The 24,247-nt window shown below is 69.4% G+C and carries 25 protein-coding genes; 22 read left to right on the top strand and 3 right to left on the bottom strand.

Annotated elements, in window-relative coordinates; genetic code table 11:
* The first annotated feature begins 8 nt into the window (after positions 1–8).
* From rplB to AB0K11_RS04670, 11 genes are all read left to right on the top strand, one after another.
* On the top strand, positions 9–845 hold the full coding sequence (gene rplB, locus AB0K11_RS04720) for a 50S ribosomal protein L2 (protein WP_264011063.1): 837 nt from the start codon (positions 9–11) through the stop codon (positions 843–845).
* 18 nt (positions 846–863) lie between these two features.
* Complete coding sequence (gene rpsS, locus AB0K11_RS04715) at positions 864–1,145, top strand: 30S ribosomal protein S19 (RefSeq protein WP_260992268.1); 282 nt, start codon at positions 864–866, stop codon at positions 1,143–1,145.
* On the top strand, positions 1,145–1,702 hold the full coding sequence (gene rplV / locus AB0K11_RS04710; RefSeq protein ID WP_364972750.1) for a 50S ribosomal protein L22: 558 nt from the start codon (positions 1,145–1,147) through the stop codon (positions 1,700–1,702). Before rpsS ends, rplV begins: the two co-directional genes overlap by 1 nt.
* Positions 1,702–2,559 carry a 30S ribosomal protein S3 gene (rpsC, locus tag AB0K11_RS04705; RefSeq protein ID WP_364972748.1) on the top strand — a complete coding sequence of 286 codons (858 nt, stop codon included), beginning with the start codon at positions 1,702–1,704 and terminating at the stop codon, positions 2,557–2,559. The genes rplV and rpsC overlap by 1 nt, the downstream gene beginning before the upstream one ends.
* Before the next feature lies 1 nt (position 2,560).
* A complete protein-coding gene (gene rplP / locus AB0K11_RS04700) occupies positions 2,561–2,977 on the top strand; it encodes a 50S ribosomal protein L16 (RefSeq protein ID WP_264011066.1) in 417 nt (138 codons plus the stop codon).
* A complete protein-coding gene (rpmC, locus tag AB0K11_RS04695; RefSeq protein ID WP_264011067.1) occupies positions 2,977–3,210 on the top strand; it encodes a 50S ribosomal protein L29 in 234 nt (77 codons plus the stop codon). Before rplP ends, rpmC begins: the two co-directional genes overlap by 1 nt.
* Complete coding sequence (gene rpsQ, locus AB0K11_RS04690; protein WP_264011068.1) at positions 3,210–3,524, top strand: 30S ribosomal protein S17; 315 nt, start codon at positions 3,210–3,212, stop codon at positions 3,522–3,524. Before rpmC ends, rpsQ begins: the two co-directional genes overlap by 1 nt.
* Before the next feature lie 220 nt (positions 3,525–3,744).
* Entirely contained in the window at positions 3,745–5,643 is a 1,899-nt protein-coding gene (locus AB0K11_RS04685) for a hypothetical protein (protein WP_364972745.1), read from the top strand.
* On the top strand, positions 5,640–7,178 hold the full coding sequence (locus AB0K11_RS04680; RefSeq protein WP_364972743.1) for a hypothetical protein: 1,539 nt from the start codon (positions 5,640–5,642) through the stop codon (positions 7,176–7,178). Before AB0K11_RS04685 ends, AB0K11_RS04680 begins: the two co-directional genes overlap by 4 nt.
* A complete protein-coding gene (locus tag AB0K11_RS04675; RefSeq protein WP_364972740.1) occupies positions 7,175–8,665 on the top strand; it encodes a glycosyltransferase in 1,491 nt (496 codons plus the stop codon). The genes AB0K11_RS04680 and AB0K11_RS04675 overlap by 4 nt, the downstream gene beginning before the upstream one ends.
* Positions 8,662–10,326, top strand: a complete 1,665-nt coding sequence (locus AB0K11_RS04670) for an ABC transporter (RefSeq protein ID WP_364972738.1) — start codon at positions 8,662–8,664, stop codon at positions 10,324–10,326. Before AB0K11_RS04675 ends, AB0K11_RS04670 begins: the two co-directional genes overlap by 4 nt.
* A gap of 24 nt (positions 10,327–10,350) precedes the next feature.
* On the opposite strand, the gene AB0K11_RS04665 is transcribed toward AB0K11_RS04670, so the two are convergent.
* A complete protein-coding gene (locus AB0K11_RS04665; protein ID WP_364972735.1) occupies positions 10,351–10,992 on the bottom strand; it encodes a TetR/AcrR family transcriptional regulator in 642 nt (213 codons plus the stop codon).
* Positions 10,993–11,128: 136 nt separating this feature from the next.
* On the opposite strand from AB0K11_RS04665, the gene AB0K11_RS04660 reads away from it, so the two are divergent.
* The 8 genes from AB0K11_RS04660 (at position 11,129) to AB0K11_RS04625 (ending at position 18,003) form a co-directional block, all read left to right on the top strand.
* Positions 11,129–11,992, top strand: coding sequence for an SDR family oxidoreductase (locus AB0K11_RS04660; RefSeq protein ID WP_364972733.1), 864 nt, complete (start codon positions 11,129–11,131; stop codon positions 11,990–11,992).
* 17 nt (positions 11,993–12,009) lie between these two features.
* Positions 12,010–13,086 carry a dihydrodipicolinate reductase gene (locus tag AB0K11_RS04655; RefSeq protein WP_364972731.1) on the top strand — a complete coding sequence of 359 codons (1,077 nt, stop codon included), beginning with the start codon at positions 12,010–12,012 and terminating at the stop codon, positions 13,084–13,086.
* Between the two features lie 84 nt (positions 13,087–13,170).
* Positions 13,171–14,349, top strand: a complete 1,179-nt coding sequence (locus AB0K11_RS04650; RefSeq protein WP_364972729.1) for an acyl-CoA dehydrogenase family protein — start codon at positions 13,171–13,173, stop codon at positions 14,347–14,349.
* Between the two features lie 13 nt (positions 14,350–14,362).
* The gene (locus tag AB0K11_RS04645) at positions 14,363–15,439 is read left to right on the top strand and encodes an acyl-CoA dehydrogenase family protein (protein ID WP_364972727.1); all 1,077 of its coding nucleotides are present in this window, start codon (positions 14,363–14,365) and stop codon (positions 15,437–15,439) included.
* Positions 15,436–15,936 carry a MaoC family dehydratase N-terminal domain-containing protein gene (locus tag AB0K11_RS04640; RefSeq protein WP_364972725.1) on the top strand — a complete coding sequence of 167 codons (501 nt, stop codon included), beginning with the start codon at positions 15,436–15,438 and terminating at the stop codon, positions 15,934–15,936. The genes AB0K11_RS04645 and AB0K11_RS04640 overlap by 4 nt, the downstream gene beginning before the upstream one ends.
* A gap of 9 nt (positions 15,937–15,945) precedes the next feature.
* The gene (locus AB0K11_RS04635; protein WP_364972723.1) at positions 15,946–16,383 is read left to right on the top strand and encodes an acyl dehydratase; all 438 of its coding nucleotides are present in this window, start codon (positions 15,946–15,948) and stop codon (positions 16,381–16,383) included.
* A complete protein-coding gene (locus tag AB0K11_RS04630; RefSeq protein WP_364972721.1) occupies positions 16,380–17,582 on the top strand; it encodes a thiolase family protein in 1,203 nt (400 codons plus the stop codon). The genes AB0K11_RS04635 and AB0K11_RS04630 overlap by 4 nt, the downstream gene beginning before the upstream one ends.
* A gap of 1 nt (position 17,583) precedes the next feature.
* The gene (locus AB0K11_RS04625) at positions 17,584–18,003 is read left to right on the top strand and encodes an OB-fold domain-containing protein (protein WP_364972720.1); all 420 of its coding nucleotides are present in this window, start codon (positions 17,584–17,586) and stop codon (positions 18,001–18,003) included.
* A 4-nt stretch (positions 18,004–18,007) separates the two neighbouring features.
* Here the strand turns inward: AB0K11_RS04625 and AB0K11_RS04620 are convergent, their stop codons facing one another.
* Positions 18,008–18,628: a PadR family transcriptional regulator gene (locus tag AB0K11_RS04620; RefSeq protein WP_364972719.1), complete on the bottom strand. Its 621-nt coding sequence runs from the start codon at positions 18,626–18,628 to the stop codon at positions 18,008–18,010.
* 99 nt (positions 18,629–18,727) lie between these two features.
* Here AB0K11_RS04620 and AB0K11_RS04615 point away from each other — a divergent pair, with 99 nt between their 5' ends.
* Genes AB0K11_RS04615 through fadD1 form a run of 3 tightly spaced genes read left to right on the top strand, consistent with a single transcriptional unit; the run spans position 18,728 to position 22,878 of the window.
* Positions 18,728–19,675, top strand: a complete 948-nt coding sequence (locus tag AB0K11_RS04615; protein ID WP_364972718.1) for an alpha/beta hydrolase — start codon at positions 18,728–18,730, stop codon at positions 19,673–19,675.
* Positions 19,672–21,276 (top strand): NAD(P)/FAD-dependent oxidoreductase, encoded by a 1,605-nt coding sequence (locus AB0K11_RS04610; protein WP_364972716.1) that lies wholly within the window; start codon positions 19,672–19,674, stop codon positions 21,274–21,276. The genes AB0K11_RS04615 and AB0K11_RS04610 overlap by 4 nt, the downstream gene beginning before the upstream one ends.
* A gap of 9 nt (positions 21,277–21,285) precedes the next feature.
* Positions 21,286–22,878 (top strand): fatty-acid--CoA ligase FadD1, encoded by a 1,593-nt coding sequence (fadD1, locus tag AB0K11_RS04605; RefSeq protein ID WP_364972714.1) that lies wholly within the window; start codon positions 21,286–21,288, stop codon positions 22,876–22,878.
* Here fadD1 and AB0K11_RS04600 read toward each other — a convergent pair.
* Positions 22,860–24,119: a cytochrome P450 gene (locus tag AB0K11_RS04600; RefSeq protein WP_364972712.1), complete on the bottom strand. Its 1,260-nt coding sequence runs from the start codon at positions 24,117–24,119 to the stop codon at positions 22,860–22,862. The two genes, fadD1 and AB0K11_RS04600, sit on opposite strands and share 19 nt — an antisense overlap.
* Between the last annotated feature and the right edge of the window lie 128 nt (positions 24,120–24,247).

The raw sequence follows: 24,247 nt of genomic DNA, 5'->3' as shown, positions 1-24,247 counted from the left end.
TTGTAGACATGGCTATTCGCAAGTACAAGCCGACGACCCCCGGTCGTCGCGGTGCCAGCGTCTCCGACTTCGCCGAGATCACCCGCTCGACCCCGGAGAAGTCGCTGATCCGTCCGCTGCACGGCAAGGGTGGTCGTAACGCGCACGGCCGCATCACCACCCGGCACAAGGGCGGCGGCCACAAGCGGGCCTATCGCCTCATCGACTTCCGTCGCCACGACAAGGACGGCGTCGACGCCAAGGTCGCGCACATCGAGTACGACCCGAACCGCACCGCGAACATCGCACTGCTGCACTACCTGGACGGCGAGAAGCGCTACATCATCGCGCCGCAGGGACTCAAGCAGGGTGCGATCGTCGAGGCGGGCGCCAACGCCGACATCAAGCCCGGCAACAACCTGCCGCTGCGCAACATCCCGTCCGGCACCGTGATCCACGCCGTCGAGCTGCGTCCGGGCGGCGGCGCCAAGCTGGGCCGTTCGGCCGGTGTGAGCATCCAGTTGCTCGGCAAGGAGGGTCCCTACGCGACCCTGCGTATGCCGTCCGGTGAGATCCGCCGCGTCGACGTGCGCTGCCGCGCCACGGTCGGCGAGGTGGGCAACGCCGAGCAGGCCAACATCAACTGGGGCAAGGCCGGCCGGATGCGCTGGAAGGGCAAGCGCCCGACCGTCCGTGGTGTCGTGATGAACCCGGTCGACCACCCGCACGGTGGTGGCGAGGGCAAGACCTCCGGTGGTCGTCACCCGGTGAGCCCGTGGGGCAAGCCGGAAGGCCGCACCCGCAAGAACAAGCCGAGCGACAAGCTCATCGTCCGACGCCGGCGCACCGGCAAGAACAAGCGCTAGGCCGGGAAGGATCCAACGATGCCACGCAGCCTGAAGAAGGGCCCGTTCGTCGACGACCATCTGCTCAAGAAGGTCGACGTCCAGAACGACAAGAACACCAAGCAGGTCATCAAGACCTGGTCGCGCCGGTCCACCATCATCCCGGACTTCATCGGTCACACGTTCGCGGTGCACGACGGCCGCAAGCATGTGCCGGTGTTCGTCACCGAGTCGATGGTCGGGCACAAGCTGGGCGAGTTCGCCCCCACCCGCACGTTCAAGGGTCACATCAAGGATGACCGGAAGGCGAAGCGCCGGTAATGAGTACTCCATCCGCTACAGTCACCGAATATCCGTCCGCCGTCGCGAAGGCGCGCTTCGTGCGCGTCTCGGCGAGCAAGGCGCGCCGGGTCATCGACCTGGTGCGCGGCAAGTCGGTCGCCGAGGCGCTCGACATCCTGCGGTGGGCACCGCAGGACGCCAGCGAGCCGGTCGCCAAGGTGATCGCCAGTGCCGCGGCCAACGCGCAGAACAACGACGGCCTGGACCCGTCCACCCTCGTGGTGGCCACGATCCACGCCGACGAGGGCCCGACCGCCAAGCGCATCCGCCCGCGCGCCCAGGGGCGTGCGTTCCGGATCCGCAAGCGCACCAGCCACATCACGGTGATCGTCGAGAGCCGGCCGCGTCGCGACAGCGGCCGTGGCGGCAAGGCCGCAGGCGAGGCCTCGGCGAACACCCGCTCGCGGCGCGCGCAGGGCAGCAAGGCCGCCGCCGCCAAGACGCCTGCCAAGGCAACTGCTGAGAAGGCGCCGGCCAAGAAGGCTGCCGCGAAGAAGACAGAAGCTTCTGACGAAGCGAAGGAGGGCTCAGAGTAGTGGGCCAGAAGATCAATCCCCACGGCTTCCGGCTCGGTATCACCACCGACTGGAAGTCCCGGTGGTATGCCGACAAGCAGTACAAGGACTACGTGAAGGAAGACGTCGCGATCCGGCGTCTGCTCGCCACGGGCCTCGAGCGTGCCGGCATCGCCGACGTGGAGATCGAACGCACCCGTGACCGGGTACGCGTCGACATCCACACCGCCCGTCCCGGCATCGTGATCGGGCGCCGCGGCACGGAGGCCGACCGCATCCGCACCGACCTGGAGAAGCTGACCAAGAAGCAGGTCCAGCTCAACATCCTCGAGGTGAAGAACCCCGAGTCGGTGGCCCAGCTGGTGGCACAGGGTGTCGCCGAGCAGCTGTCCAACCGCGTGGCGTTCCGCCGGGCGATGCGCAAGGCCATCCAGTCGGCCATGCGTCAGCCCAACGTCAAGGGCATCCGCGTGCAGTGCTCCGGTCGCCTCGGCGGTGCGGAGATGAGCCGCTCGGAGTTCTACCGCGAGGGTCGGGTGCCGCTGCACACGCTGCGCGCCGACATCGACTACGGCCTCTACGAGGCCAAGACCACCTTCGGCCGGATCGGCGTGAAGGTGTGGATCTACAAGGGCGACATCGTCGGTGGCAAGCGTGAGCTGGCCGCCGCCGCACCGGCCGCCGACCGGCCGCGCCGCGAGCGTCCGTCGGGCACCCGCCCGCGTCGCAGCGGGGCGTCGGGCACCACCGCCACGAGCACCGACGCGGGTCGTGCGGCGACGGGCACCGAAGAGGCTCCGGCTGCGGCCGAGGCTGCAGTGGGCACCGAAGCCGCTGCCGGCGCCGCCGCCGAGACGACCCAGAATACGGAGAGCTGACATGCTTATCCCGCGCAAGGTCAAGCACCGCAAGCAGCACCACCCCCGCCAGCGCGGCGTCGCCAGTGGCGGCACCTCGGTGAGCTTCGGCGACTACGGCATCCAGGCACTCGAGCACGCCTACATCACCAACCGGCAGATCGAGTCCGCCCGTATCGCCATCAACCGGCACATCAAGCGTGGCGGCAAGGTCTGGATCAACATCTTCCCGGACCGCCCGCTGACCAAGAAGCCCGCCGAGACCCGCATGGGTTCCGGTAAGGGTTCGCCGGAGTGGTGGATCGCCAACGTCAAGCCGGGCCGCGTGCTGTTCGAGCTGAGCTACCCGGACGAGAAGATCGCGCGCGACGCGCTGACCCGTGCGATCCACAAGTTGCCGATCAAGGCGCGCATCGTGACCAGAGAGGAGAACTTCTGATGGCCGTTGGAGTTTCCACTGGTGAGCTGCGTGAGCTGACCGACGACGAGCTGACCGACCGGCTGCGTGAGTCCAAGGAAGAGCTGTTCAACCTGCGCTTCCAGATGGCCACCGGCCAGCTCGCCAACAACCGCCGGCTGCGTGTCGTGCGGCAGGAGATTGCGCGCGTGTACACCGTGCTGCGCGAACGTGAACTGGGCCTGGCTTCCGGGCCCGCAGGTGAGGAATCGTAATGGCAGACGCAAAATCTGACGCCACCGAAAAGGGTGCGGCGCGCACCCCGCGCACCGAGAAGCCGCGCGGACGTCGCAAGACGGCCATCGGCTACGTGGTGAGCGACAAGATGCAGAAGACCATCGTGGTCGAGCTGGAATCGCGTAAGAGCCACCCGCTCTACGGCAAGATCATCCGGACCACCACGAAGGTCAAGGCGCACGACGAGAACGGCGATGCCGGCGTCGGCGACCGGGTGTCCCTGATGGAGACCCGTCCGCTGTCGGCCACCAAGCGGTGGCGCCTCGTCGACGTGCTCGAGAAGGCCAAGTAGGCCGACCCGCAAGACGACGGCGAAAGCCCCGCACGCAATGCGTGCGGGGCTTTTCCATGCCCGACGTGCGAGTGCCATTGGCTACCGGCATCTTTGGTGAAATCAACGATTACGGGTTTGCCTGACGGCCGAATTGTCTACGCTCGGGCTTGTGAGGGTTGGTATCTGGCCTGCATTTCGGGCGAATTTGGCCGTCGGCGCAAGTCTTGTCTTGTTAACCATGCCGACGGCCTTCGCTTTTCCAGCGACGGCTGCGCCGGGAGACGGTGGTCAGGTCGCCGATGCACCGACCCTGCGCCTGGCCGAAGTCGGCGCCGATCCCGTGGTCGCGTTCTATGGCACCCAGGGCATCTCCTCGCTCACCATCCCGGTGCCGCCCGGTCTGGTGCCCGCGTCGATCGACGCCACGGTGGAGGTCCCGGTCAATGTCGCCGCCGGAACGCTGACGGCCACCCAGGAGGACCGGACGCTGTCGCGGACCGGGTTGCCGATCGTCGACCGGGCGCCGATCTCGATCCCGCTCGCGGGCGCCGCCATCGTCGACAACGCCGTGACGGTCACCCTGCGGAGCTACCTGACCCCCGCCGGTGACTACTGCCTCGACCCCTCCAATCCGCTGCGCCTGGTCGACGCGGCGGTCCGGTACGAGGGCATCGAGGCACCGCCGCGCACGGTGGCCGACTTCCTGCCGCCGATCCTGCGCCGAATCGACCTGTTCGTACCGGCGGCGCCCTCGCGCGTCGAGTCCGACGCCGCGATCCGGTTCGCGACCGCGGTGGTCGCCCGGTACGGGAAACAGGACACCGAGGTGTCGGTCACCGCGCTGGCCGACGGCCAGGACGCGCCACCGGGACCATCGCAGCCGATGCAGCGCCAGGTCGTGATCCGGGAGGGCGACGACGCGGGGGTGTCGTTGCTGGGCACCGTCGGGGTGCCGTCACTGCTCATCAGCGGCCGCGACGGGGAGCTGACCAATCAGGCCCGGCTGCTGTCCAGCGACGTCAACCGCCTGGCGTTGAGCTCGAAAGCCGTTGTCGGACCGGTGCAGTCGAGTCCTGTCCTGGCGTCGGACAGCACCACGCTGCGCCGCCTCGGGCAGCCGGGTGTCAACGCCACCGGACTGTCGCCGCAGGTGTCCATCGGCCTCGACCAGACCCGGCTCGGCCGTTCCGCCCGCAACGTCCGCGTTCACCTGCAGGGCTCCTACACGCCACTGCCGTCGCAGATCGGCGGCCAGCTGGTCGTCGCGATCGGCGCGGAGACACTGGACAGCTGGCCGGCCGAGAGCTCGGGCCGCATCGACCGGTGGATCGACGTGCCCGATCAGTTGCTCGAGCGCTACACGAACCTGGGTGTGGCGCTCGACATCAGCGGCAACGTCGGCCGCTGCGGCGAGTTCCAGCCGATCACGCTGACCATCGACGGCGACAGCGAGATCCGCAGCGAGCGCGCACAGCCACCGCTGCCGGGCGGTTTCCAGGCGCTGCCCCAGGCGCTGATGCCACGCGTCGAGGTCGGCATCGGCGAGGACTTCGCCGACACCCGGCGCGCGGTCGCGATCCTGGTGGGGCTGCAGCGGCTGAGTGGGCTGCCCGTCGACACCGCGGTGACCTCGGTGGCCGAGGCCGCCGCTTCGCCCAATCCGGCGGTGCTGATCGACGCGAACGAGTGGACCGACGACCGGATCACCCTGCCGGTCACCGCGAATGCCGACGGTGAGCTGACCGTCGAGAATGCCCGCGGCACCGGGGAAGCCGGCACGCTGACCATCACACCCGCGCCGGCCTTCGGTTCACTGCAGACGACCTATGACGGCAACCGCACGGTCCTGGTGGCGACGTCGGACAACGCGCCGGGCGAGCTCGACCGGCTGCTGGAATGGTTGTCTGCCGATGTGGACCGCTGGTCGCGGCTGACCGGCGACGCGGTGATCGCGGTGCCCGGTGAGCCGCCGGCGGCGGTGTCGTCCGGCGCCGGTGGGCAGGACGTCGCGGCCGCACCGGCCGACACGGGCGGGTCCGGGTCGCGCTGGGTGCTCGTCGCCGCGGGGGTGGCGGTAGCCGTGCTCGCCGTCGGCCTGATCCTGCTGCTGCGCAGTCGGTCCCGCCGGCGTCCATGACCGCGACGACACCTGTCGACACCGAGACCGGCCCGCACGGGCCGGCGGCGCTGCTCGCCAGGTACGAGGAGATCAATCCGGTCTACCGGCTGATCATCCGGTGGGTCTTCATCGCGGCGCTGACCGGCGTGGCGTTCTGGGACAGCCTCGCGAGCCTGGCCCAGACCAGCCGGGCCGGCGGCATCGGCGCCTACGTGTGGACGGTGCCCGCGGCGGCGGTCCTGGTGGCGATCGGAGTCGCCCGCCGCAACCGCACCGAACTGCCGATCCACGACCGGCAGACCGACATCATCGTCGGGACGATGGGGCTGGTGCTCGCGTTGCTGCTGCAGGGTGTGCTGCTGCAGCGGTACGCCCTGTTCTTCCACCTGCTGCGGCTCGACTTCGTGGCGATGTGGCTGTTCATCGTCAGCTGCTGCATCGTGCTGTTCGGACTGCGTCCGGTGATCCGGTTCGCCTGGGTCTGGTTCATGCTGCTGCTCGGCTTCTCGCTGCCGTACTACCTCGCGGTGATCCTTTTCGGCGGTGGAAAATTCGCGGCAGGAGCGGTGACGCTGCTGATCGCGGGCCTCGGCACCGGCATCGCCACCGGACGCACCCGAAGGCGCGGTGCGATCGGTTCCGTCGCGGCGTGGGTCGTCGGATTCGGTGTGCTGCTCGTGGTCGGCGTCTTCTTCGAGGACGCGCCCATCCAGGTCTACCAGCAGGTGCCTGCGCTGACGGCGATCTGTGTGGTCGGCACGGTGATGTATCTGCGGTCCCGCCGCGGCGCGCCCAAACGGATACTCGAACGCTCTGTCGAACCGCTTGCCGCCAAGCAGGTGTGGTCCGGTGTGCCGCTGGTGATCGTCGTCGCGCTGGTGCTGTCGACCTTCCACCTGCCCGCCGTGACCACCACCGCCCCGATCAGCAGGTCCACTCCCGGCTTCCTGGAGCCGGGTCAGCCGCTGGCTGCGCCGACAGGGTGGTCGACCACCGCCGTGCAGACCTACGAGCAGGTGGAGCGCCTGTACGGTGACGACGCGGTGCTGGTGCGCCAGACCATGACCGCCGATGTGGGAAACATCCGGTGGGACAAAGCGTCCCGGCCCCGCACGGTGGTGGTGGACAGCATCGTCAGCGAGCGGCCGTTCTCGTTCGGGGTGTATCCGGGCCGGGTGCTGTACGGGTTGACCGCGGCACGGCTGAGCACCCTGCGTCCCGTCGACCTGGGAATGGGGATCACCGGTCAGCTGCTCTCCGTCGTCGACGACGACCTGCTGGTGACGTGGAACTCCCTGCAGTTCGCCTGGGGCAACGCCGAGATCGCGCAGCGGGTGACGATCTTCGCGGTGGACAACCACGAGCCGGACGCACCGTTCCCGGTGCCGTCGGGGAATCTGTTCCCGACCCTGCGGACCCTGCTGACGCTCCTGTTCCGCGGCAACGCGGTGCTCGACCAGCGCACGCCGACGTTCAAGGACGGCGAACTGCTCACCGTCTTCGGGCGGGCACTGGTGGGCGCCCAGTTCACGGCGACGGGCACGCAGCGATGACAACGTTCGCGGACCGTCCGTCACCGGAGTCGGCCACCGAGGCGGAGCAGCAGTACGCACTGCACCGGGCCATCGACGGCCTGCGCGAGGGCGATCCGCTGCGGTCGGCCTCGATCTCCGTCCTGCCCTGGCAGAAGGCGGTGGTGTGGGCGCTGCTGGGGCTGCTGGCGGTGTGCGCGGTCTGGCAGCCCATGCCGACGGCGGTGGCCCTGATCGGAGTGTGCACGCTGGGCTACCTGCTCACGATGGCCGACCGGTTGCTCATCTTCCGGCAGGGCCTGGCGTCGCGGGCGATCGTCGTCTCCGACGAGGAGGCGCGCGCCATTCCCGACGCCGACCTCCCGCCTTACACGATCCTGGTGCCCGCCTACAACGAGCCGGAGGTGGTGGGCGACCTGATCGGCGCGATGGCGGCGCTGGAGTACCCGTCCGACAAGCTGCAGGTGCTGCTGCTGCTGGAGGCCGACGACGACGTCACCATCGCCGCGGCCCGCGACTGCGCCGAGTCCGACGCCATCACCATCGTGCTGGTGCCGCCGGCGGATCCCCGTACGAAACCGAAGGCGTGCAACTACGGTCTGTACTTCGCGACTGGTGACATCGTGACGATCTTCGACGCCGAGGACCTGCCCGAGCCGCTGCAGCTGCGCCGGGTGGTGGCCGCATTCGGCCGACTGCCCGACGACATCGCCTGTGTGCAGGCCAAACTCGTGTACCACAACGGCCACCAGAACCTGCTCACCGCGTGGTTCACCGCCGAGTACGCCCTGTGGTTCGGCTATCTGCTACCCGGCATGATGGGCTCGACGTCACCAATCCCGTTGGGCGGCACGTCGAATCACCTGCGTCGCGACGTGCTGGAGCAGATCGGCGCCTGGGACCCGTTCAACGTCACCGAGGACGCCGACCTCGGACTGCGCATCGCGTCCAACGGCTATCACACCGCGGTGATCGACTCCCGCACGCTGGAGGAGGCCAACAGCGATCCGATCAACTGGGTCAGGCAGCGGTCCCGTTGGTACAAGGGCTATCTGCAGACCTGGCTGGTGCAGATCCGCAGGCCGGTGCGGCTGTTCCGCACCATCGGATTCCGCAGTTTCGTCCGCTTCAACCTGGTGCTCGCTGGCACGCCGATCATCGCGGTGCTCAACCTGGCGTTCTGGTTGATCACCCTGGTCTGGTTCCTCGGCCAGCCCGCAGTGGTCGAGGACATCTTCCCGATGTACATCTACTTCCCGGCGCTGATCGCGCTGATCCTGGGCAACGCCGCCACGCTGTACATGAACCTGATCGCGCTGCGCGAGGACGACCGCTCCGACCTGCTGGTGGCCGCGCTGACGGTGCCCGCCTTCTGGGTGATGATGAGTGTGGCCGCGGCCAAGGGTTGCTACCAGCTGATCCGCAATCCGTCCTACTGGGAGAAGACGTTTCACGGCCTGTCGGAACGGCCCGACGACGTCGAGGCGCAACAGGCCGGGCCGTCGTGACCGATCGCCGGCTCAAGGCCGCACTGTTCGTCGTGACCCTGCTGATCTACCTCGGGGTCGGATACTGGCTGCAGGTGCGCAACGGCTTCATCCTCGGCGACGCGCTGTCTCGCGTCTCGGCCGCGCAGTCGGTGCTGTTCAGCCGCGATCCGCACCTCGCCGCGATCGGCTTCATCTTCACGCCGCTGACGGCCATGGTGCAGATCCCCGCGGTGTTGGCCAGCCCGCTGTGGCCGGAGATGACCGAGCGGGCGTTCTCGGGCAGCATGATGTCGGCGGTGTTCATGGCCGGTGCGGCCGTGCAGATCCTGTCGATGGGCACCGACCGTGGACTGCCGCGCGGGTACGCGCTGACCATCGCCGCCGTGTTCGCACTGAATCCGATGATCGTGTTCTACGGCTCGAACGGGATGAGCGAGGCGCCGTTCGTGTTCTTCATGTCGTGGGCGGTGCGCAGGCTGATCCTGTGGATGGTCGACGACGACGTGCATCACCTCGTCACGGCGGGCGGCATCGCGATGGGCCTGGCCTACCTCACCCGTTACGACGCGGTGGCGTGCATCGCGGCGGCCGGACTGCTCGTCGGCGTCACCACCTATCTGCGCGCCACCCCCGCGCCGCGGTTCCGCCGGGCACTGCTCGACCTGCTGATGGTCAGCGGACCGGGCACGGCGGCCTTCCTCGGCTGGGCGGTGATCAGCTGGCTGATCACCGGAGAGGCGTTCGCACAGTTCACCTCCCAGTACGGCAACACCGCGATCCTGGCGCAGTCGGGACAGACGGTGCCGACCTTCGGTTCCGGCATGCTGTTCGCGGTCGTGTGCATCCTGCTGCTCGCCCCCGCGCTGCTGCCGATCGGGCTGTGGGCGGTGGCGGGACGGGCGCGTGCGCAGAACTGGCAGGTGCTGCTGCCGCCGCTGGCCGTCTACGGCGCCGCCCTGGCATTCCAGACGCTGGGCTATGCCGCCGGGTCGACGTTCCCGTTCCTGCGGTTCTACGTCATCGCGGTTCCGTTGACCGCCTGCCTGGCGATGCTGGCCGTGCCCGACGGCGCACTGCTGCCCGCCAAGCGCCGCGGCCGGTACGCACCGCCGGCCGTCGAACCGGGTCCGCGCCGGCCGTGGCCGGTCTACGCGGCGCTGGCACTGGTCTTCGCACTCGGCCTTCCGGTGACGGCGTGGGGAATGAGCCTGCCGAGGTACGCCCCACAGGAGTACGCCCTCGGTGCCGTGCTGGCGCCCGATCCGGACAGTGTGAGCGGCCGCAAGAAGATCGAGCACCGCATCGCCGCCTCGTTCTCCACCGAACGTGAGATCGCGCACTATCTCGACGATCTCGCCCTGCCGGAGAGTTCGGTGATCACCGACACCGTCTACGGGTTCGCCATCCTCGCGGCGTCGGACCGGCCGAAGACGTTCGTGGTGCCGTCGGACCCCGACTTCACCACGCTGCTGAACGCGCCCGCCGAGAACGGCGTCCGGTACCTGCTGTCGGTGCCGCCGGAGGGGCGCGGCGCGGCCGACGCGCTGAACCTGCGTTACCCGACGCTGTACGACACGGGCGCCGACGTGGCGACGCTGGAACTCTCGATCCCCAACGACGGTGACAGCCAGCCGGACTGGCGGTTGTACCGGGTCAACGAACCGGTGCCCGAGGCCTAGGCGGGGACACCTGGGCGGGGTGACCTAGACGCCGGAGCCGCCCGCGTCGGACACCCGATCGAGGTATGCGCAGATCACCTCGACGAGCATCGACCTGTCACGCGCCGTGTCGACCGGCCGAGCCATGATCAATTGGGTGGTGACGAGGCCACGCAGTGTCGAGAGCAGGAGGTGGCTCAGCGCGGCGCCGCGTGCGGCGTCGAGATTCGCACCGACGCCGATGCCGAGTCCGGCGAAGGTCCTCGCCAGATGGTCGAGGTGGTCGCCGGCCGATGCGCCCCAGGTGGCGCGCGTGCCCACCAGGATCTCGATGGCGGCCCGCGACGTCGGACTCGACATCGCCACCCACGCCGCGCCCACCACCTGTTCGACCCGCGCCCTGGTGTCGGTCGTCGCGTCGGCGGGCGGCAATTCCCGCAGCGCCGCAAGCAGTTCGGCGAAGCCCTGGTCGACGACCGCCATGAGCAGACCGTCCCGATCGCCGAAGTGGTACTGGATCACTCCCCATGTCATGCCTGCCCGTTCGGCGATGTGCTTGGCGCTGGCCGCGCCGATTCCCTCCTCGAGCACGCACCGCACCGTCTCGTCGATCGCCTTGGCCCGGGTGCGCTCGGCGCGGGCCTGGTTGCCGTGCGCGGGCCGGCGCGGCGCGACTCGGGGAGCCATGCGGACAAGGGGACCACACGTCGGGGATTGACATCAAAACATTGAACTGTTTATGGTTCGACCGCGGCCGGGGCCCGGCATGTGAGGACGACCGCCGCCGCACCTGCGCGATGTGACCGCGAGAGGAAAGACATCGATGGGTTCCCTGGACGGCAGGATCGCGATCGTCACCGGAACCAGCCGCGGTGTCGGCGTCGGCATCGCCCACGAGTTGTTGCGCGCCGGGGCCACGGTCATCGGCTGCTCGCGCACAGCATTGGACGCGATCCCGGGCGTCGGTGAGCATCCCGGCTGGGCGGAGCGCTCGGAACAGCAGGTGTGCGATCAGGGCGACCACCGCGCCATCGATGCGTTCGTGCAGCAGGTCGCCGACACCCACGGCCGTATCGACATCCTGGTCAACAACGCAGGCGGCACGGTTCCGGCGCCACACGCCGAGGACATTCCCGAACTGGTGCAGAAGATCCAGGGCGCGCCCCGCAGCGACGACGACTACGAGCGGACCGTGCTGTTCCATGCGTTCGCCGTCCAGATGAACCTCATCAGCCCACTGTGGTTCGCGGTCAGGGTCTTTCGGCAGATGCGGCGCCAGGACGGCACCGGCTGCATCATCAACATCTCCAGCGGCGCGTCGCATCCGGCGGGTTCGCCGACGCTGGTGTCCTACGGCGCGGCGAAGGCCGGACTGAACCAGATGACCCGTTCCCTCGCCGAGGAGTGGGGACCGCACGCGCGGGTCAACGCGCTCGCCCTCGGCCCGCACCTGACCGACAACCTCCGTTCGTTCGTCCTTCCCGCCGACGATCCGGACGGCGCGAAGTACTTCGCGAAGATCCCGCTGCGGCGCGGTGGCGAGCCCGACGAGGTCGGACGGCTCTGCGTGTTCCTCGCCGGTGGCGGCGCCGATTACGTCAACGGCACCACGATCGAGGTGGACGGCGGCATGATGCCCGGCGTGCTGTACGACGCCGGCCTCAAGACGATCACCGACCTGCTGTGAGTGGACGGGAAGCGACGATGCCCGCGAAGCGCCGAGTCATCCAGTTCTCCACCGGGAACGTCGGCGTCCATGCGCTGCGCGCGCTGATCGGCAGGCCCGACGTCGAACTGGTGGGTGTGCACGCCAACGGCGCGGCCAAGATCGGGCGCGACGCCGCCGAGCTGTGCGGCCTGGCCGAGCCGACCGGCGTCACCGCCACCGACGACATCGACGCGCTGCTGGCGCTGAACGCCGACTGCGTCGTCTACACCTCACAGGCCGAGACGCGGCCCAGGGACGCGATCGGGGAGCTCACCGCGTTCCTCGCGGCGGGGGTCAACGTCGTCGGCACGTCGCTGGTCTGGCTGGTCGCCCCGCAGCACGCCGACGCCTGGTTGCGGGAACCGTTGCAGCAGGCCTGCCGCACCGGCGGCAGCACCCTGTACGTCAACGGCATCGACCCGGGGTTCTCCGGGGACACCCTGGTGCACGCGGCACTCAGCCTCTCGACCAGGGCGACCGCGGTGACCGTGCAGGAGGTCTTCGACTACGGCTCGTACGACGACGCCGAATTCACCGGCGTCAGTTTCGGATTCGGCACCACGCCGGACCACACGCCGATCATGTTCTCGCCTGGGGTGCTGACGTCCCTGTGGGGCGGACAGGTGCGCACCCTCGCCGAGGGCCTGGGTGTCGAGCTCGACGACGTCCGCGAGCGACACGAGAAGTGGGTGACGCCGCAGCCCATTCGCTGCACGATGATGACGGTCGAGCCCGGCCGGGTCGCGGCGGTGCGGTTCGGGGTCGAGGGTGTCGCCGACGGGCGGGTGGTGATCACCATGGAGCACGTCAACCGGCTCACCCAGGCGGCCGCGCCGGACTGGATCTACCCTCCGGAGGGCAGGCCCGGCGTGCACCGCGTCGTGGTGCACGGCGACCCCGGTGTGGAGATCAACGCCCACGTCGGCATCGAGATCGACCACAATCAAGGCGGAGTCATCGCCACCGCCGCGCGTGCGGTCAACGCCGTCGGCGCCGTTTGCGACGCCCCGGCCGGCATCCTGGCCGCACACGACCTCAGGCCAGCCGACCACCTCCGCGGCACGATGTGGTGACGTCGCCGGGCGGATCCCGTACCGCCGAAACTCTTTCTTTTCGAAATAGTCCGGCCAGGCGCGCCTGCGGCTAGGCTGCCGCTCGTGGATGACGGCCTCGATCCGGCGCAACTGGCCTGGGTCGGCGAAGTTCGGGCGTTCCTGCGCGACTCGGTGACACCGGCGCTCGTGTCCGAACTGGCCGAACACGGTCTCGAGCGCATCGGCGGCGAGGTGTCGGCATTCCGTCGCAGAGTCGGCGAGAAGGGCTGGTTCGGCGTCACCTGGCCGAAGGAGTACGGCGGACTGGGGCTCGGCGCGATGCACCAGCACCTGCTGATGCGCGAATTCGAGTACTGGGGTGTCCCGGGTCCGGACCTGACGGTGACCTCGGTGGCGCCGACGATCATGCGCCACGGCACCGACCAGAACAGGCGCGAGTTCCTTCCTCCGATCGCCAGGGGCGAGCTGACCTGCGCCGTCGGCTATTCCGAGCCCGACGCGGGCACCGACCTCGCCGCCCTGCGCACCCGCGCCGTCCGTGACGGTGACGAGTGGGTGATCAACGGGTCGAAGATCTGGAACAGCGGGGCGCAGCGCAGCACCCACGAGTGGCTCTGTGTGCGCACCGATCCCGATGCCCGGCGGCACCGCGGGATCTCGGTGCTCATCGTGCCGCTCGACCGGCCCGGAATCGAGATCCGGCCGCTGACCGCGTGGTCGGGCTACCGCACCAACGAGGTGTTCTTCCGCGACGTCCGGGTTCCCGCAACGAATCTGATCGGTGAGGAGAACCACGGCTGGACCTACATCACCGGCGCCCTGGATCTCGAGCGGGGCGCGCTCACGAACGCCGGTGATCTGCGGCGTGCGCTCGACGAACTTCAGCGCCACGCCCGGCTCCCTCGTCGCGATGGATCGGTGCCCGCAGACAATCCGTTCTTCGTGCGGCGTCTCCTGCAGGCCGAGGCCGACGTCGACGTGGCGACGCTGATGGGGCTGGAGGCCGCATCGATGCTCGACACCGGCGTCATCCCCACCGTCGAGGTGAGTGTCGAGAAGGTCTTCACCAGCGAGCTGCGCCAACGGATCGCCGACCTCGCCATCGACCTGCTCGGTCCCGACGGCCTGCTGGCGCACCGCACGCCCGGCGCCCCCGCCGACGGTGTCTTCGAGCGGCTCTACCGAGCCGCGCCGTTGATGCGATTCGGCGGCGGCACGAACGAGGTGCTGCGCGACGTCATCGCCCAGCGCGGCCACGGCATGCCCTCCTACGGACGCTGACCGGAGACCCGACGTGCGCCTGCTGCCCGATGAGGACGAACGCGAGTTCACCGCGATGCTGCGGCGCCTCTTCACCGCGGACTCCGAATCACCCGGGCTGTGGGCACTTCTCGCCGACGCAGGCGTCTTCGGCCTCGCCCTGCCCGAGGTGTACGGCGGAGCAGGCGGATCCCTGAAGGACCTCGGTGCCTTCTCGGTGGAGGCGGGCCGCGGACTGTGCCCGACGATCGTGCACAGCACCATCCATGCCGGCCTCGCCGTGGACGCCATCGGCACCGCCGAACAGCGCGCCGCGCTGCTACCCGCCATCGCATCCGGAAGACGCCGCTACGCAACGGCGCTGTGGTCGGCCGTGAACGCAAGCATCGTCACACCCACGCTGCGGGCCGTACCCGACGGGGACGGCTGGTCGATCAGCGGCCGCGCCGACTTCGTGCTCGACGCGGCACACGCCGATTTCCTCATCGTCTCCGCCGCGGACACCGTCACGCCCCGGTCGCTGGTGTTCGTGGTTCCAACCCATTCCCCGTCGCTGCGCGCCGAACCGCTGACAATGATGGGTCGGCAGACCGCGGCGCGACTGCACTTCGACGGCGTCACGGTCGACGACCGCCGGATGGTGTTCGGTGCCGACGGGGGAGTGACCGATGAGCGGCTGCACCGGATCGCCACTGTCGCGACCGCGCTGACGTCCCTCGACCTCGTCGGGGTCGGCGAGGCGGCCCTTCAGCGCACCGTCGACCACACCGTGCTGCGTCACCAGTTCGGCAGGCCCATCGCGTCTTTCCAGGCCGCGCAGCACCTGGTGGCTGACATGCACATCGCCCTGGCGGCGGCCCGCCTGGCCTGCTGGGCGGCGGTGTCACTCCTCGACGACGGCCATGACGCCACCCGTCGGACCGCCGTCGCCCGCATGCACGCCGCCGGGGCGGCCAAGCTCGCCACCCTCGACGCGCACCAGTTGCACGGCGGCATGGGGTACGTCGTCGACACCGACCTGCACCGGTATTCCGAACGCGCACGGGTGCTCTCCACACTCGGCGGCGGCGCCGACGTGGCCGCGACCTGGCTGGAGGGAGGCGACTCGTGACCGAGGACAGCCTGATCGACGCCGAATCGGCGGCCCGGGTGGGCACCGTCGCCGCCCGCGCCACCGGCGAGGTGCACCGGCTGCAGTGGCAGCGCTGGGCCGCCTCGGTGGGCGATCACAATCGGCTGTGGTTCGACCCGGAGTACGCCCGCGCCAACGGGTACGACGACGTGATCTGTCCGCCCCTGTACCTGCAGTACGCGGTGCTCGGCGTCGCGGCGCTGGCCGACCTGCGCCCCGACGGCTCGTCGGGAGCGGTGTCCGGCGGCCTCGCCTTCCCACGCGCGCCGCGCCGGATGGCCGGCGGCGAGTCCACCACATTCCATCTGCCCGCCTACCACCGCGACGAGGTCGAGATGGTCCGCACCATCGAGTCGATCGTCGAGAAGCAGGGCAGGTCAGGGCGTTTCGTGCTGGTGACGTGGCACACCGGCTACCGCAATCAGCTCGGTGCGCTGCTGGCCGAGGCCACCACGTCGATGATCGCCCGGCCATAGGAGACCCGAGTGAACGAGCAGCTGCACTACGAGGACGTCGAACCCGGCGACGCGATCGTCCCGCTCACGGTCACAGTGGACCGGACGCAGATGTTCTTCTTCAGCGCCGCCACCTACAACGGTCACCGCATCCACTACGACGGGGACTGGGCGACGACCGTCGAGGGATACGACGACGTACTGGTGCAGGGCCCGTTGCAGTCCGCCCTGCTGGCACGCGCCCTCACCGACTGGATCGGCGGCCGCGGCAGGCTTGTCCGGTACTCGGTGCAGAACCGCGCCGTCGCCTATCCCGACGAGGAGCTGACGTTCGCAGGGACCGTGACGACCAAACGGGTCGACGACGGCGTCGGCCTCGTCGACGTTGACATCGCGGGCCGACGGGGGGACACGGTGCTGATGCCGGGAACGGCGACGGTGGCCCTGCCGAGGCGGGACGGCACATGACGGGACTGCATGGCGAAGCGGCGATCGTCGGGATCGCGGAACTTCCCGCGCAGCGCAAGCAGACCCGTCCCGAGCTCTTCACCATCGACCAGTACGCCGCGCTGGCCGCGATGGTGAGCCGCGACGCCGGCCTGGACGCCACGGTGGTCAACGGCATCGTCTGCCACGGCATCGCCGAATCGGCCATGTTCGCCCCGGCCACCCTCAGCGAATACCTCGGGCTGCCCATCGATTTCGGTGAGCGTGTCGACCTGGGCGGCGCCACGTCGGCAGGCATGGTGTGGCGCGCGGCCGTGGCCGTCGAACTGGGGCTCTGCGATGCGGTGCTCGCCGTCGTCCCCGGGTCGACGATGCTGCCGCGGTCACAACGCCGACCGCCGCAGCCGCCCGCCTGGTACGGCGCGTCGAGCAACGAGTTCGGTTCGCCGCAGGCCGAATACGAGATCCCGTACGGCAATGTCGGCCAGAACGCGCCCTACGCCCAGATCGCCCGGCGGTACGCCGCACTGTACGGATACGATCCCGGTGCGCTGGCCAAGATCGCCGTCGACCAGCGCACCAATGCGTGCGCTCATCCCGGCGCGGTGTTCCACGGCAAGCCGCTCACCGTCGAGGACGTGCTGGGCAGCCCGATGATCGCCGACCCGATCCACATGCTGGAGACGGTGATGCGCGTCCAGGGCGGTGCGGGCGTGCTGATCGTCAACGCCGACCTCGCGGCGCGTTCGAGGCACCGGCCGGTGTGGATCAAGGGCTTCGGCGAACACATCGCCTTCAAGACGCCGACCTACGCCGACGACCTGATGGTGACCCCGGTGGCCCGTTCCTCGGCGAAGGCCTTCGCGATGGCCGGCCTGAGGCAGGCCGATGTCGACGTCGCGTCGATATACGACTGCTACACGATCACCGTGCTGATGAGCCTGGAGGACGCCGGCTTCTGTCCCAAGGGCCAAGGGGCACAGTGGATCAACGGACGCGATCTGACCCACCGGGGCGACTTCCCGCTCAACACCGCAGGCGGCCAGCTGTCCTTCGGTCAGGCCGGCATGGCGGGCGGCATGCACCACGTCGTCGACGCCGCCCGGCAGGTGATGGGCCGCAGCGCCGACGCCCAGGTGACGGGTTGCGACGTGGCCTTCGTCACCGGCACCGGCGGCATCATGAGTGAGCAGGTGGCACTGGTGCTGGAAGGTGACTGACGTGAGCACTGAATCGCGGCCGGCTCCGCCGCTGCCCGAGCCGACGCCGGTGTCCGCACCGTACTGGCACGCGCTGACGCAGCACCGCATCCTGATCCAGTACAGCCCGTCCCTGGGACGCCACGTGTTCTATCCCCGCACCCTGGCGCCCGGGACGCTGGCCGACGACCTGGAGTGGCGCGAGATCTCCGGCGCCGGTGAGCTGTTCACCTACACCGTCGCCCAGCGGCCCACCGGTCCGCCGTGGGCCGACGCGCTGCCGCAACTGCTCGCGGTCGTCCAGTGGGATGAAGGGCCGCGTGTCAGCACCGAGCTGGTCGACGTCGAACCCGGGCAGATCCAGGTCGGGATGCGGGTCGCGCCGGTGTTCCACGACGTGCCGGGCACCGGCGTCACGCTGCTGCGGTACCGGCAGGCGTGAGACGTCAGGACTTGCGTCGCGCCTTGCGTCGGCGTTTGGCGGCGAGCCGGTCCAGTTCGGCGAGCAGGGTGTCTGCGCGGGCGCACTCGTCGGCGTAGTACTGGGCCGACCAGTTGAGCACCGCCACGGGGTACTCCCATTCGGGCACGGGCGCCGCGCCTTCGGCGTGGTCCTGAGCGAGCACCCTCATGCGCTCGGACTGCGCACGGTGCGCCAGCACCATCTCACGCAGTGCTGCCGGATCGGCGGTGTGGCCCAACCATGCGCGCAACATGATGCCGTGTTTGAGCACCGCGGGCTCGGGTGCCGCCTCGGCCGTCCAGGCGGAGACGGCTCGTTCACCCTCGGGGGTGATGCGGTACACCCGCTTCTCGCGCTCACCGCGCTTGCGCGCGACGTTCCTGTTGTCGTCCAGCCGCGATGCGACCAGGCCCATCGCCTCGAGCTTGTGCAGCTCGCCGTAGATCTGGCTGTAGGACGGCGCCCAGTAGAAGAACTTCAGGCTCCAGTCGGCCCAGCGCTTCATGTCGAAACCCGACAGCTCCTGACCGAAGGAGAGCAGGCCGAGCACCGCGTAGCTCGTCGCCCGCAGGCGCGGGCCCGGCTCCGGGTGGTCGTCGGCCATGGCGACACCCTAGATGAGGGGCAGCCCGGGGATGCCGACAATCCGGCCCGGCCATCTCTCTATTTCTGATAGAAACAGGTCACCATCCACGAGGAGCCCATGGACGACGGTGTGACCGCGATGCTGCGGACGCTCGACGACGCCTTCCCGGCGGTCGAGCAGATGTCCGCCGAAGCGGCGCGCGCTGCCGTGGCGGCCAGGCGCCAGGCGGTGACCAACATCGACGACGCCGCCGCGCGCGACCGCGTCATCGACACGCCTGCCGGATCCCTCGGCGTCCGGGTCTACCGGCCGCATGGCCCCGGCGACCCGCGCCGCCCCGGTGTGGTGTTCTATCACGGCGGCGGATTCGTGTTGTGCGACATCGAAAGCCACGACGGGTTCTGCCGGGCGATGGCACGCCAGACCGGGTCGGTGGTGGTGTCGGTCGGCTACCGGCTGGCGCCCGAGCACCCCGCGCCCGCCGCGGCGGAGGACGCCTTCGCGGCGTTCGACTGGGTCACCCGCAACGCGCCGGAACTCGGCGTCGACCCCCGGCGCATCGCTGTGGCGGGAGACAGCGCCGGCGGCAACCTCGCCGCGGTCGCGTCGATCCTGTGCCGCGATCGGGGCACGGTCCCGCCGCTCGCGCAGATCCTGCTCTATCCGGTGATCGACCCGTCCTGCGACAGCGTCAGTCAGCGCCTGCGCGCCACCGGGTACTCCACCACCCGTGCTGCCCTGCAATGGTATTGGCGGCAGTACCTCGGCGGAACGACGCTGCCTGAGCCGGCGCACCTCGTCGCACCTGCGCGCGCTGCGTCCCTGGCAGCGCTGCCTCCGGCCATCGTGGTCACCGCCACCCTCGACCCGCTGCACAGTGAGGGCGTGGCGTACGCCCGGCGACTGCGTGACGACGGTACCGCGGTGCTGCACCGCGACTTTCGCGGCCTCTTCCACGGCTTCCTCACCATGATGGCGTTCCCGCCTGCGGTCGCCGCCCGCGAGCTGCTGTGGTCGGACATGCGTGCGCTGCTGGCCGCCCGCGTCGCGGAGGAGGTGTCGTGACCGGCGAGCGGCTCGACGTCATCGTGATCGGGGCGGGCTTCGCCGGGCTGTACGCCGTACACCGCGCTGCCGTTGCCGGGCTCAGTGTGATGGGGATCGACGCCGCGGACGGTGTGGGCGGCACCTGGTACTGGAACCGCTACCCGGGCGCGCGCTGCGACGTCGAGAGCGTCGACTACTCGTACTCGTTCGACGACGACCTGCAGCAGTCGTGGACCTGGACCGAGCGATTCGCCGGCCAGCCCGAGATCCTGGCCTACCTCGAGCACGTCGCCGACCGGTTCGACCTGACCCGCCACTACGTGTTCGGCGCCGCCGTGACGGGCGCCGCCTTCGACGAACGCACCGCGACGTGGGAGGTGCGCACGTCGACCGGCGCGCACCACCGTGCCGCATTCCTGCTGTGCGCCACCGGCTGTCTGTCCGCGGTCAACCGGCCGGACCTGCCGGGCGTCGGGGACTTCGCCGGCGAGGTCTACCACACCGCGGCCTGGCCCCGGCGTGATCCGGACTTCACCGGCAAGCACGTCGGGCTCGTCGGCACCGGCTCATCGGGCATCCAGGTCGCACCCGTCATCGCGGCGTCGGCCGCGTCACTGACGGTCTTCCAGCGGTCGCCGAACTACAGCGTGCCGATGCCCAACCACCCCTGGACCGAGGACGACGTGCACACCATCCTGGCGGAGTACACCGAGCGGCGCCGCCGGTCGGCGTACGCGCCCTCGGGGACGCCGCACACCAGCCCGGCCGGGGCCGCCGCCGCCACCGGCCCCGAGGAGCGTGAGGACGCGCTGCGGCAGCGATGGACCCAGGGCGGCGTGCTGTTCAGCAAGACCTTCGCCGACCAGTTGACCGACCTGGCCGCAAACGACATCGCCAGGGAGTTCGCCGAAGCACGCATCAGAGAGCTCGTCGCCGATCCGGTGGTCGCCGACGACCTCATCCCGGTCGACCATCCGATCGGCACCAAGCGCATCTGCACCGACACGGGGTACTACGAGACGTTCAATCACGACCACGTCAGCCTCGTCAACCTCCGTCGCGAGCCGATCACCGCCGTCACGGCCGGCGCCGTGCGGACGGTCGACTCCGAATACCCCTGCGACGTACTGGTGTTCGCCACCGGGTTCGACGCGATGACCGGCGCGCTGAGCCGCATCGACCCGGTCGGCGCGGGTGGCGCCAGGCTGGGTGACCTGTGGTCCGACGGACCGGTCACGTTCCTCGGGTTGATGATCCCGAAGTTGCCGAACTTGTTCAGCTTCAGCGGACCGGGCAGCCCGTCGGTGCTGGCCAACATGGTCCTGCATGCCGAGGTCCAGGTCGACTGGGCGATCGCCTTGATCACCGAGGCCCGCGCGCTGGGCGCCACCCAGGTGGAACCACGTGCCGATGCCGCCGACGCCTGGACCCGGCACGTCACCGAGGTGGCCGAGGGCACGCTGTTCGTCCACGCCGCCTCGTCGTGGTACCTCGGCGCGAACATCGAGGGCAAGAAGCGGGTGTTCATGCCGTACGTCGGGGGATTCGGCAACTACCGGAGGCAGTGCGACGACGTCGCCGAGAACGACTACGCCGGACTGGTGTTCACGTCGCGATGAGGACGCCCCATGCATGAGACCATCCAGCAGGTCCTTCGCGACCGCATGGACGACGACGGCATCGCCGTCATGCACGGGGACCTGACGTGGTCGTGGCACGAGTATCTCGCGGAGGCCGCCGCCGAGGCGTCGGCGATCATCGGCTCGGCCGATCCGGCCCGTCCGCTGCACGTCGGAGTGCTGCTCGGCAACACCCCGGCGATGTTGCGTTCCATGGCCGCCGCCGCACTGGGTGGCTACGTACTGTGCGGCATCAACACCACCCGCCGCGGCGCGGGTCTGCTCGACGACATCCGCCGATCGGATTGTCAGCTGCTGCTGATCGATCCCGACCACCGGCCGCTGCTGGACGGGCTGGATCTGACCGGCGTCACGGTCATCGACGTGACGTCACCGGCCTACCTCGAGGCGGTCGGCGCCGCGGGGGCCCTGGTGCCGCACCGCGAGGTGGTGGCCACCGACCCGATGATGCTGATCTTCACCTCGGGCACCAGCGGCAATCCCAAGGCGGTCCCCTTCGCCCACGTGATGGCGGTACTGAGTGGCAGCAGCCTGGTGCTGCAACACGACATCACCCCCGACGATGTCTGCTATCTCTCGATGCCGCTGTTCCATTCGAACGGCGTGGCGGGCGGCTGGTCGGTGGCCGTGTGCAGCGGCGCGGCCATGGTGCCCGCCAAGTTCTCGGCCTCACGCTTCCTCGACGACATCCGGCGGTACGGCGCCACGTACATGAACTACGTCGGCAAGCCGCTCGCCCTGGTGCTCGGCACCCCGGAACAACCGGACGACGCCGACAACCCGCTGCGCGTCGCGTTCGGCAACGAGGCCGCCGACCGCGACATCGAGGGATTCGCAAGGCGGTTCGGCTGCCGGGTGATGGACGGGTTCGGCTCCAGCGAGTTCGCCGTCATCGTGGTCCGCGAGGACGGAACCCCGCCCGGGTCCATCGGCCGGGGCTGGGAAGGCGTCGCCGTCTACCACCCCGACACCGTGACCGAATGCGCGACAGCGATATTCGATCAGACCGGTGCGCTGGCCAACTTCGACGACGCGGTGGGTGAGCTGGTCAACACCACCGGCGGCGGCGCGTTCGGCGGGTACTACAACGACCCGGGCGCCACCGACGAGCGCATGCGCCACGGGATGTACTGGTCCGGAGACCTCGCCTACCGTGACGCCGAGGGGTGGATCTACCTGGCGGGCCGCACGGCCGACTGGATGCGGGTGGACGGCGAGAACCTCGCGGCCGCACCGATCGAGCGCATCCTGCTGAGGCTGCCCGCACTCAACCAGGTCGCGGTCTACGCGGTACCGGACTCCCACGTCGGCGACCAGGTGATGGCCGCGGTCGTCCTGAACGACGGTGCCGCACTCTCCCCGGCCGGGCTCGAGACCTTTCTCGCCGGACAACAGGATCTGTCACCCAAGGCGTGGCCCCGCTTCGTCCGCATCAACGACGCGCTGCCGCAGACGGCCACCAACAAGATCCTCAAACGCGAACTGATCAAGGCCGGCGTCACCGCCGACGGGGGAGCGCTCTGGGAGCGGCCGGTCCGGTCCCGAACGTATCGGCCCGTCCGTCACGCCGGCGCGGACTGATCCGTCCGGCGGCCGCCGGTGTAGTCGACCTCCCAGTGCTTGATGCCGTTGATCATGCTGGACCGCAGGCGCTCGGGATCTCCGAGCGGCTCGAGGTCGGGAAGGTGATCGGCGATCGCGTTGAACATCAGGTCGATCGTCATCCTCGCGAGGTTGGCGCCGACACAGTAGTGCGCCCCGGTGCCGCCGAATCCGAGATGGGGGTTGGGGTGTCGCAGGATGTCGAATCGTGACGGCTCGTCGAAGACCTCTTCGTCGAAGTTCGCGGACCGGTAGAACAGCACCAGCCGCTGCCCCTTCTCGATGCGGACGCCGTTGAGTTCGGTGTCCCGCAGCGCGGTGCGCTGGAACGCGTTGATCGGGGAGGCCCAGCGGATGATCTCGTCCGCAGCGGTCTTCGGGCGGCGGGCCTTGAACAGCTCCCACTGCTCGGGGTGCTCGGTGAAGGCCATCATCCCCTGCGTGATGGATTGGCGCGTCGTCTCGTTGCCGGCGATGGTCAAGGTGACGACGAACATCCCGAACTCGGCGTCGGTCAGCTGGCCGTCGTCGTCGGCGTCCATCAACGCGCTGACGATGTCCTCGCTGCGCTGCCCGGCCTTGCGCTGCGCCAATTGCATGGCGTACCACATCAACTCGGCCGCCGAGCCGAGCGAGTCGTATTCGGCGAACTCGGGGTCCTCGTCACCGATCATCTGATTGCTCCAGTCGAACAGCTTCTCGCGGTCCTCCTGCGGTACGCCGAGCAGGCCGGCGATGGCCTGCAGCGGTAGTTCACGGGCGACGTCGAGGACGAAGTCGCCGGTGGACAGTCCGGCCGCCGCGGCCGCGATGCGCTGTGCACGTTGATCGAGTTCGGCGCGCAGCCGCTCGACGGCCCTTGGGGTGAAGCCGCGGGAGATGATCTTGCGCAGTCGCGTGTGCTCGGGATCGTCCATCATGATCATCGACGCCCGGCCGGCTTCGATTTGACCGCCACCGCCGGTGACCTTGTAGCGGGGCACCACCGACTTCTCCGCCGAGGAGAACACGTCGCTGCGCACCGAGACCTCGCGTACGTCGCGGTGCTTGGTCACCACCCAGAACCCGCCGTCGCCGAAGCCGCCGACGTCGGGTGGCTGGGCATTCCACCAGAGTGGCGCCGAGCGTCGCAGCTCGGCCAGTTCCTCCACGGGCAACCGGTGGACGTAGATGTCGGGATCGGTGAAGTCGAAGCCGGGTGGCAGCAGCGGAGCGGGCATGTCGGCACCTCTCTAACTCTTCCGCTTAGGAATACCTCAGAGTGGTGCCCGGGGGGATCGATATGGCCGGAATGGGCGACATCACCGGCGTGCCGATCACCCGCGACGCGTTGCTGTAGGCCGATGTC

The sequence above is a fragment of the Mycobacterium sp. NPDC050551 genome (genome assembly GCF_040674075.1).
GTDB lineage: Bacteria > Actinomycetota > Actinomycetes > Mycobacteriales > Mycobacteriaceae > Mycobacterium.
The sequence above is the reverse complement of the archived record's forward strand: the minus strand, read 5'-3'. Positions and strand labels throughout refer to the sequence as shown.